The 8,633-nt window shown below is 73.0% G+C and carries 10 protein-coding genes; 5 read left to right on the top strand and 5 right to left on the bottom strand.

Annotation, left to right across the window (positions count from 1 at the left end; translation table 11 throughout):
• Window positions 1–536 (bottom strand): ankyrin repeat domain-containing protein (locus B7X32_RS15400; RefSeq protein WP_292721459.1); only part of this gene is annotated, 536 nt, incomplete at its 3' end.
• A 373-nt stretch (window positions 537–909) separates the two neighbouring features.
• Between B7X32_RS15400 and B7X32_RS15395 the strand changes: the two genes are divergently transcribed.
• Window positions 910–1,626: a DUF3592 domain-containing protein gene (locus tag B7X32_RS15395; protein ID WP_292721456.1), complete on the top strand. Its 717-nt coding sequence runs from the start codon at window positions 910–912 to the stop codon at window positions 1,624–1,626.
• 9 nt (window positions 1,627–1,635) lie between these two features.
• On the opposite strand, the gene B7X32_RS15390 is transcribed toward B7X32_RS15395, so the two are convergent.
• A complete protein-coding gene (locus tag B7X32_RS15390) occupies window positions 1,636–2,208 on the bottom strand; it encodes a ribosomal protein L7/L12 (protein WP_292721453.1) in 573 nt (190 codons plus the stop codon).
• A gap of 75 nt (window positions 2,209–2,283) precedes the next feature.
• Here B7X32_RS15390 and rlmN point away from each other — a divergent pair, with 75 nt between their 5' ends.
• Window positions 2,284–3,537 (top strand): 23S rRNA (adenine(2503)-C(2))-methyltransferase RlmN, encoded by a 1,254-nt coding sequence (gene rlmN / locus B7X32_RS15385; protein WP_292721450.1) that lies wholly within the window; start codon window positions 2,284–2,286, stop codon window positions 3,535–3,537.
• 40 nt (window positions 3,538–3,577) lie between these two features.
• Here the strand turns inward: rlmN and B7X32_RS15380 are convergent, their stop codons facing one another.
• Window positions 3,578–4,054: a histidine phosphatase family protein gene (locus tag B7X32_RS15380; protein WP_292721447.1), complete on the bottom strand. Its 477-nt coding sequence runs from the start codon at window positions 4,052–4,054 to the stop codon at window positions 3,578–3,580.
• A gap of 217 nt (window positions 4,055–4,271) precedes the next feature.
• Window positions 4,272–5,186, bottom strand: a complete 915-nt coding sequence (locus B7X32_RS15375; protein WP_292721444.1) for a LysR family transcriptional regulator — start codon at window positions 5,184–5,186, stop codon at window positions 4,272–4,274.
• Between the two features lie 63 nt (window positions 5,187–5,249).
• On the opposite strand from B7X32_RS15375, the gene B7X32_RS15370 reads away from it, so the two are divergent.
• Genes B7X32_RS15370 through B7X32_RS15360 form a run of 3 tightly spaced genes read left to right on the top strand, consistent with a single transcriptional unit; the run spans window position 5,250 to window position 8,023 of the window.
• The gene (locus tag B7X32_RS15370) at window positions 5,250–6,023 is read left to right on the top strand and encodes a 3-hydroxybutyrate dehydrogenase (RefSeq protein WP_292721441.1); all 774 of its coding nucleotides are present in this window, start codon (window positions 5,250–5,252) and stop codon (window positions 6,021–6,023) included.
• Window positions 6,020–6,919 (top strand): alpha/beta fold hydrolase, encoded by a 900-nt coding sequence (locus B7X32_RS15365; RefSeq protein ID WP_292721438.1) that lies wholly within the window; start codon window positions 6,020–6,022, stop codon window positions 6,917–6,919. The genes B7X32_RS15370 and B7X32_RS15365 overlap by 4 nt, the downstream gene beginning before the upstream one ends.
• Window positions 6,920–6,955: 36 nt before the next feature.
• Window positions 6,956–8,023 carry an alpha/beta hydrolase gene (locus B7X32_RS15360; RefSeq protein WP_292721436.1) on the top strand — a complete coding sequence of 356 codons (1,068 nt, stop codon included), beginning with the start codon at window positions 6,956–6,958 and terminating at the stop codon, window positions 8,021–8,023.
• A 79-nt stretch (window positions 8,024–8,102) separates the two neighbouring features.
• Here the strand turns inward: B7X32_RS15360 and B7X32_RS15355 are convergent.
• Window positions 8,103–8,633: NAD(P)H-dependent oxidoreductase (locus B7X32_RS15355; RefSeq protein ID WP_292721433.1), on the bottom strand; the 531-nt coding region annotated here is incomplete at its 5' end.

The raw sequence follows: 8,633 nt of genomic DNA, 5'->3' as shown, positions 1-8,633 counted from the left end.
TCGCGCGGCAGCACGCCGTCGCCGTCGCGGATCGTGACGTCGGCGCCGCCCGCGATGAGGGCGCGCACGATGTCGACGTACATCCGGGTGCCGTCGCCGAGCACGATCGCCTCGTGCAGCGCGGTCCAGTGCAGGTTGTTGACGTGATTCGGATCCACGCCCGCGGCGAGCAGGATCCTCACCGTGCCGAGGTGGCCGCGCTCGGATGCGGGGATCAGCGCGGTGCCGCCGTAGCGGTTCGTGCTGCGCAGGTCGGCGCCGTGCTCGAGCGTCGCCCGCAGGATCTCGTCGTGCCCGCGGGCGCCCGCGTAGAGGTAGGCGGAGTCGACGATGTCGTCCTTGGCGTTCACGTCGGCGCCGGCGTCGATGAGCGCGAGGGCCGCGTCGATGCGGTTGCCCTTGGTCGCGGCGATCAGGGCGGTCATGCCGCCGGATCCGCGGGCCTCCAGGTCGGCGCCCTCGGCGATCGCGGCGCGCACGGCGGCGGCGTCGCCCGCCGTCGCGGCGTCGAACAGGCGGGAGTTCAGAGCGGTCATCTCGGCCTCGGTTCTGGGAGCGGAAGAGGGGGTGCGCACCGCGGCGGGCGGAGTCGCGGTCACGGTCGGGACAGCCGGCCGCTCCGATCCGGCCGCCGTGCAGCCGGCGAGTAGCAGGGCAGCCATCCCGAGTCCGGCGATCGCGCCGGCGGTGCGCTTCCGGAGCGGGGCGCGATCGTCCCGCCGCATCGCTCCGCTCGGCGGACGAGCGGCGCACGCGGGAGTCGGGACGCGGAGCATAGAAATGGTATACCACGGCAGGATGGTCGCCTCAGGGGGCGGCGCCCACCGCGAGGGAGTGATCAGGCCCTCCCGGGTGCACGGCGAAGAACGTCGCGAGCGGAAGCGGGCCTGTTCGTGGTGTGATCGTGGCATGAGCACGATCGATCCGGACGCCGCATGGCGGGAGCGCTCGACCCGTCGGATCACGGGGGCGAGCCTGCTCCTCCCCGGCCTGTTCCTGCTCGGCGCGGGAGCCGTCCTCGGGTGGGCGCTCACCCGCGGCGCCGCGACCGGCTTCTCCGATGAGGTGCAGGATCAGGACATCGCGGCGATCATCGCCGCGATCGCCTCGTCCTTCGCACTCATGGCGGCGCTCGGCCTGTGGGTCTCCGCGGCCTCGCGCAATGCGCGCCTGCCCGGCTGGTTGACCGCGGTCGGTGTCGCGGTGCTCGGCGCGGCCGTCGGCCACGCGGTCGTCGCACTGCCGCCGGGACTGGTGCAGGAGCCGGTCGTCGGTCCGCTGGCGTTCGGACTCGCCGTCGCCGCGGTCGCCCTCCTCGGACTGGGGACGGTCGCGCGCGCGGGCAGGGCGCGGCGCCTCGACGCCGCCGACGAGCTGGTGCGCACGACGAGCCCGGTCGCCGGCTCGGTGACGAATCAGGGGTACACGCACTTCGACGAGGCGAGCCGGATCCTCACCGCGGTGACGTACACGTTCCACGACGCCGCAGGGCAGCAGCGCTGGGTCAAGCGCGCCGCGACGATCGACGTGCGCGATCCGATCGTGAACGGCGAGGAGGTCGACGTCTGGTTCGACCGCCAGGATCCGTCCGACGAGAACCGGATCGTGATCCGTCGCAGGAGATGAGCCGCGGGCTCAGCGCCAGGACTCGACGGCGTCCTTGGAGTCCTTCAGGCCGAGGCCGGTGGCCTCGCGCAGCAGCTTGATGGCCGCGATCTTCTGCTCGGCGGCGACGAGACGGCCGATCTCGGCGCGCACAGTCGGGTCGAGGGCTGCGACCGCATCGGCGACCGACGGCTCGTCGGCGTAGGAGGGGGCTCCCGCGGGGCGGGAGCCGGATCGGGTGAGCGCGACCGGGGCCGAGTCGCTCGTGCCGGGCGCGGACGGGACCCACGCATCGATCTGGTCCTTCGCCTCGCGCAGCGAGAGGCCGGAGTGCTCGCGCAGCACCTTGATCGCCGAGATCTTCTGCTCGGCGGCGACCAGAGCATCGATCTCGGCGATGACGGAGGGCGTGAGCGGGTCCGACGTCGCCGCCCGAGGCGCAAGGACGGTCCGGGCCACCGCGGGCGCGGCGGAGGACGGCGCCGCGAGGGCGGTCCCCAGCGGCTCCGGCGCCTTCGGCCGGATCGCACGAAGGGTCGCGGCGATCACGACCACGAGGACGACGATCACGCCGGCGAGGAGGATCCAGATCCAGAGGTCCATGCCGCCAGCGTACGGGCGGATCCGCCGGGGCCGCGCCCAGCGCCTTCGCACCTTGCAGGCTCTACCCTGGAAGACATGTCCGAGACTCCTGCGTCCGCCCGCTCCGGCGCGCCCGCGAAGCGCACCGCCCAGGTGCGCCCCGCCACCGAAGGATGGACGCAGAAGAAGGACGCCGAGGGGCGCCCGCTGCTGCAGTTCGCCAGCCCCAAGCGCGGCAAGCCCCCGGTGCACCTCGCCGACCTCACGCCCACCGAGCGCGTCGAGAAGGTCAAGGAGCTGGGCCTGCCCGGATTCCGCGCCAAGCAGCTCGCGACGCACTACTTCACGCACTACACCTCGGATCCGGCACACATGACGGATCTGCCCGCCGGCCAGCGCAACGAGCTCGTCGCGGGGATGCTGCCGCCGCTGCTCACGGAGGTGCGGCGCCTGGAGACCGATCGCGGCGACACGATCAAGTTCCTCTGGCGCCTGCACGACGGCGCGCTCGTCGAGTCGGTGCTCATGCGCTACCCGGGCCGCATCACGCTGTGCGTGTCGAGCCAGGCCGGTTGCGGCATGAACTGCCCGTTCTGCGCCACGGGTCAGGCCGGGCTCACGCGCAACATGTCGACGGCCGAGATCGTCGAGCAGATCGTGCGCGCCAACCGTCTCATCGCGGAGGGCGGCCTCGGCGGCAAGAAGGCCGACGACCACTCCATGGAGCGCGTGTCGAACATCGTGTTCATGGGGATGGGCGAGCCGCTCGCGAACTACAAGCGCGTGATGGATGCGGTGCGGGTCATGGTCGCACCCCAGCCCGAGGGGCTCGGCATGAGCGCCCGCGGCATCACCGTGTCGACGGTGGGCCTGGTCCCGGCGATCAACAAGCTCGCCGACGAGGACATCCCGGTCACCTTCGCGCTCTCCCTGCACGCGCCGGACGACCAGCTCCGCGATGAGCTCATCCCGGTGAACTCGCGGTGGAAGGTCGACGAGGCGCTGGACGCCGCGCGCCGTTACTTCGAGAAGACGGGCCGTCGCGTCTCGATCGAGTACGCACTGATCAAGGACATGAACGATCACCCCTGGCGCGCCGATCTGCTCGCGGAGAAGCTCAACGCCCGCGGTCGCGGCTGGGTGCACGTGAACCCGATCCCGCTGAACCCGACCCCCGGATCCATCTGGACCGCGTCGGAGAAGGACGTGCAGGACGAGTTCGTCCGCCGCCTCAACGACGCCGGCATCCCGACGACCCTCCGCGACACCCGCGGCAAGGAGATCGACGGCGCCTGCGGCCAGCTCGTCGCCACCACCGAGGACGAGGCCGCCGCCGCCGCACTGGCCTGACCCTCGACTCGCAGGTGGGGGGAGCCAGACAGGGTCTGGGTCAGGCGCGGGGGGTGCGCAGGCGGCGCAGCGTCCCGGATCCCTCGATCAGCTCGGACCAGGAGTCGACGTCGACCGCGCACTCCGCGACCGCGCAGGTCGGGAACTCGACGAAGGATCCGGTGAGCTCGGCGACCGCATCCGCCATCCCCGGGTTGTGACCCACGAGCATCGCGACCTCGACGTCGTCGGGAAGGGCGCCGGCGATGCCGAGGATCGTGCGGGCGGACGCCGCGTAGAGCGCGGGCTCCTCGGCGACGGCCAGCTCGAACGCCGCCGCGTACTCCTCGGCCGTGCGGCGCGCGCGGATCGCGGTGCTCGACACGATCCGCTGCAGGCCCACACCCTCGTCGCGCAGCCGCTGCGCCATCGCCGGGGCGTCCCGTCCGCCGCGCGCGTTCAGCGGCCGGTCGTGATCGCGCAGCCCCGCCATGCCCCAGTCGGATTTCGCATGGCGCGCCAGCAGCAGGGTCTTCATGCTCCCCAGCGTGCCACCAGGGGAGCACCGGCGCACGCCCGCGTGCCCCGGCTGCACCCCCACCTTCGAGTCGTCCCCGTGAGCGGAGCCCCTGGGGTGCGCTGGTGGGGACGACTCGGAAGTGGAGAACAGGCAGGACCACCCCACCTTCGAGTCGTCCCCGTGAGCGGAGGCCCTGGGGTGCGCTGGTGGGGACGACTCGAAGATGGAGAGGGGGTTAGGGACGCTCGCCGAGCAGGTGGGGGCGGATCTCGGCCAGGCGGGATTGGAGCGCCTCGAGGAACGCGGCGATCGCGGGTTGGTTCAGCGCCTCCGGGCGCGCGATGAGCCAGTACGGCAGCCGCTCGTCGATCTCGTCCGGCAGCACGCGCACCAGATCCTCGTGCTGGTCCGCGAGGAACGCGGGCAGCAGCCCGTAGCCGGCGCCGCCGCGGGTCGCGTCGACGTGCACGTACACGTTCGTGCTCGCGACGGCGTCGATCATGCCCGGCACCGCCCGCCGCGCGTCGTCGAGGGAGTCGACGTGCAGCATCGACTCGATGAAGTACACGAGGGGCTGCCCGACGAGCTCCTCCGGATCCCGCGGCGCCCGATGCTCGCGCAGCCAGTCGCGGCTCGCGTAGAGGCCGAGCGCGTAGTCGGCGAGGTGGATCGCCCGCGCCCGCCGCACCTGCGGACGCCCCACCACGACCTCGAGGTCGGCACCCGCGCGCTGATGCGAGGCCTGCCGGGTGCCCGTGATGAGCTCGAGCTGCACCTCGGGATGGGTGCGCCGCAGAGCGGCCATCGCGGGTGCGGCCACGAATCCGCTGAAGCCGTCCGTCGCGGACAGTCGGATCAGCCCTCCGATCCGCGCGGTGTCCCCGCCGTCCAGCCGTCCGAGCGCTCGCTCCACGCCCTCGGCCGCGGCCAGGGCGCGGGAGCCGAGCGGCGTGAGCTCCCACCCCGCCCCCTCGCGCGAGAGCACGCGCCCGCCCAGCTGCGCCTCGAGGGCGGCGATCCGGCGCGCGACCGTGGTGTGGTTCAGCCCGAGCTGCTGCCCGGCAGCGGTGAACCGGCCGCTGCGCGCCACCGCGAGCAGTACGAGCAGGTCGTCCGCGCTGAGCGGCGGTGCGGGGAAGTGCGCGTCCATCTGTGCAGTTTTGCATAGCCGGATCCCCTTCCGTCGTGCGCGAGGGTGAACTACCGTGCAGGCATGGCAGCGCAGCGATCCCCGGGACCCGACACCGACCTCCGGGGGCGTACCGCCCTCGTCACCGGCGCCGGAAGCGGCATCGGGGCCGCGTGCGCCAGGGCGCTCGCGCGGGACGGCGCACACGTGCTGCTGCTCGACCGCGACGCCGAAGGGGCGGCCGCGGTGGCCGCGGAGATCGGCGGCGAGGCCCTCGCGATCGACCTCGGCGATCTGGACGGGCTCGCGGCGCGCAGCTTCGACGCCGACATCCTCGTGAACAACGCCGGGCTCCAGACCGTCGCGCCCATCGTCGAGTTCGACCCCCTGATGTTCCGCCGGATGCTCGACATCATGGTCACGGCGCCGTTCCTGCTCATCCGGGCCGTGCTGCCAGGGATGTACGCCCGCGAGTGGGGGCGGATCGTCAACATCAGCTCCGTGCACGGCCTGCGCGCGAGCGAGTACAAGTCGGCCTACGTCACCGCCAAGCACGCGCTCGAGGGACTCTCCAAGGTGACGGCGCTCGAGGGCGGCCCGCACGGCGTCACGAGCAACTGCATCAACCCCGGTTACGTCAACACGCCTCTCGTGCAGAAGCAGATCGCGGACCAGGCCCGCACGCACGGCATCCCCGAGACCGATGTCATCGAGAAGGTCATGCTCGTCGAGTCGGCGATCAAGCGCCTGCTCGAGCCCGACGAGGTGGCGGATCTGGCCCGCTGGCTGTGCGGCCCGACCGCCGGCTCGGTCACCGGAGCGTCGTACACGATGGACGGCGGATGGAGCGCCCGGTGACCGGCGACAGGGCGACCGGCGACGGCACGGACGGCCCGGCGGGTGCGGACGGCACGGATCCGGCGCTCGCCGTCACATCCTTCGGTCCCGCCTCCGACGCTCATGCGGTCCTCGCGATCCACGGCATCACCGCCAACGGCCGCTCCTGGGACACGGTCGCCGCGCTCCTGCCCGCCCGGCGCATCCTCGCCCCCGACCTGAGGGGGAGGGCGCGCAGCAACGCCCTTCCCGGGCCGTACGGGCTGCGCCGGCACGCCGAAGACCTCGCCGCGGTGCTGGAGGCGGACGGCGGCGGCGCACGCACGATCCTCGGGCATTCGATGGGCGCCTTCGTCGCGGTCGCGCTCGCCGCAGCGCGGCCCGACCTCGTGGCCCGCCTCGTGCTCGTCGACGGCGGCTTCCCGCTCGCGCTGCCGCCAGGGGTGAGCCCGGACGATCTCGACATCGCCGCGCTCCTGGGCCCCGCCGCTCAGCGGCTGTCCATGGAGTTCCGCGACGAGGAGGCGTACCTCGACTTCTGGCGGATCCATCCCGCCTTCGCCCGTGACTGGTCCCGCGCGATCGAGACGTACGCGCGGCACGACCTGGACGGATCCGCCCCGCACCTTCGCTCATCGACGGTCGCCGCCGCGATGCTGCAGGACGGCGGCGAGCTGTACGGGCCGGACTGGTACCTCGACGCGCTGCGCGGTCTGCGCATGCCCGTGACGGTGCTGCGCGCGCCTCGGGGGCTGCTCGACGCGGATCCGCTCTACGCTCCCGGCGCCCTCGAGCGGTTCCGCCCGCTCGTGTCGCAGCTGCGGATCGTCGAGGTGCCCGACGTGAACCACTACACGATCCTGTTCGCCGAGCGGGGCGCCGCGCGCGTCGCCGCCGAGGTGGACGCCCGCCCCTGACCGCCTTCCCCCCGCCGCTCTCCCGAAGGAGCCGACATGACCGCCCCCTTGTTCGACGGCATCACCGCGCGACGCGTCGAGACGCCGCGCTACACGGCGAACGTGCTCGAACGCCCTGCCGCGGATCCGGCGTCGCCGGCCGCGACCGTCGTGTTCGTGCATGGCAACGTGTCCTCCGCGCTCTTCTACCAGCCGACGATGCTCGCGCTCCCGGCTGAGGTGCGCGCGCTCGCGATCGACCTCCGCGGCTTCGGCGAGAGCGAGACCAAGCCCGTCGACGCGACCAGAGGACTGCGCGACTTCGCCGACGACGTGCGCGCGGTGCTCGACGCCCTCGACCTCGACGCCGCGCACCTCGTCGGCTGGAGCATGGGCGGCGGCGTCGTGCTGCAGGTCGCCCTGGATGCGCCGGAGCGCGTGCTCTCGCGCACCCTCGAGTCGCCGGTGTCGCCGTACGGCTTCGGCGGCACGCACGGCCCGGACGGCGTGCGCAACGATGTCGACGGCGCCGGCACGGGCGGTGGCGGGGCGAACCCCGACTTCGTGGCGCGGCTGGACGCGGGCGACACGACGGACGAGGCGCAGACCTCGCCGCGCACCGTCTACCGCACGGCGTACGTCGCGCGGCCCGAGACGCAGGCCCCGTTCGAGGATCTCTGGGTCGCCTCGATGCTCACGACCAAGACGGGTCTCGACAACTACCCGGGCGACGCGGTCGGATCCGACAACTGGCCGGGATTCGCCGCCGGCACCCGCGGCGTGCTCAACACGATGGCGCCGCAGCATCTGGATCTGTCCGGCATCGTGGATCTGTCCGTGAAGCCGCGGATCCTCTGGATCCGGGGAGCGAAGGACGCGATCGTGTCGGACGCCTCGTTCTTCGACCTCAACCAGCTCGGCGCGCTCGGCGTGATCCCGGGCTGGCCGGGGGAGGCGGTGGCGCCGGTGCAGCCGATGGTGACCCAGACCAGGGCGGTGCTCGAGCGCTACGCCGCACGCGGCGGGGAGTACCGCGAGGTCGTCCTGCCGGAGGCCGGGCACGCCCCGCACCTCGACGAGGCCGAGGTCTTCGACCGCGAGCTCGCCGCCCACCTCGCCCTCTGACCCTCCCCATCTCCGCGTCGTCCCCGTGAGGGGACCCCATGGCGTGCGCTGACGGGGACGACGCGGAGGTGGACGGGGCTCAGGCGCTGGCGGGCGCGAGGGCGGGCTCCGGTGAGGGCTGCGTCGGGGGCGCGGTCTTCGCGTCGCGCGCGCCGTCGGCGGCGCCGAGCCGAGCGGCACGATCGAACCAGGCCCCGATGCGCGCCGGGGAGGCGTCCTTCACGCCGAGCATCCGGGTGGTCCGCACGTCCTTGATGCCGCAGAACCGCATCGTCCCACGCGTGACGTGCGTCTGCCCCGGCAGACCGGTGAAGGGCGTGAAGTACCAGGGCGTATCCGCGAGCAGCAGCAGTCTTCCGTGCGGCGCGCTCAGCAGCCCCTCGGAGAGCCCGGAGGGGCGGTACCGGTACTCCTGCTGGGGCAGCAGGCTCCGGTCGAAGAACCCCTTGAGCAGCGCGGGCACCGATCCCCACCACAGCGGCGTCGCGACGACGACGGTCCGGGCCGCGTGCAGGGCCTCCCGGGCCTCGACGAGGTCGGGTTCGAGCGTCATGCGCTCGCGGTAGCCGAAGCGCAGGTTGGGATCGAAGGCGAGATCGCGCAGCGCGAG

Source organism: Microbacterium sp. 13-71-7, from assembly GCF_002257455.1.
In the GTDB taxonomy this organism is placed as follows: Bacteria; Actinomycetota; Actinomycetes; order Actinomycetales; family Microbacteriaceae; genus Microbacterium.
Note: the sequence above shows the minus strand (reverse complement) of the source record. Positions and strands in the feature narration are given on the sequence as shown.

Bases quoted from the DNA above. Each gene is read 5' to 3' on its own strand.
- B7X32_RS15395 (WP_292721456.1), top strand. From the start codon at position 910: ATGAGCACGATCGATCCGGACGCCGCATGGCGGGAGCGCTCGACCCGT.
- B7X32_RS15390 (WP_292721453.1), bottom strand. From the start codon at position 2,208: ATGGACCTCTGGATCTGGATCCTCCTCGCCGGCGTGATCGTCGTCCTC.
- rlmN (WP_292721450.1), top strand. From the start codon at position 2,284: ATGTCCGAGACTCCTGCGTCCGCCCGCTCCGGCGCGCCCGCGAAGCGC.
- B7X32_RS15380 (WP_292721447.1), bottom strand. From the start codon at position 4,054: ATGAAGACCCTGCTGCTGGCGCGCCATGCGAAATCCGACTGGGGCATG.
- B7X32_RS15375 (WP_292721444.1), bottom strand. From the start codon at position 5,186: ATGGACGCGCACTTCCCCGCACCGCCGCTCAGCGCGGACGACCTGCTC.
- B7X32_RS15370 (WP_292721441.1), top strand. From the start codon at position 5,250: ATGGCAGCGCAGCGATCCCCGGGACCCGACACCGACCTCCGGGGGCGT.
- B7X32_RS15360 (WP_292721436.1), top strand. From the start codon at position 6,956: ATGACCGCCCCCTTGTTCGACGGCATCACCGCGCGACGCGTCGAGACG.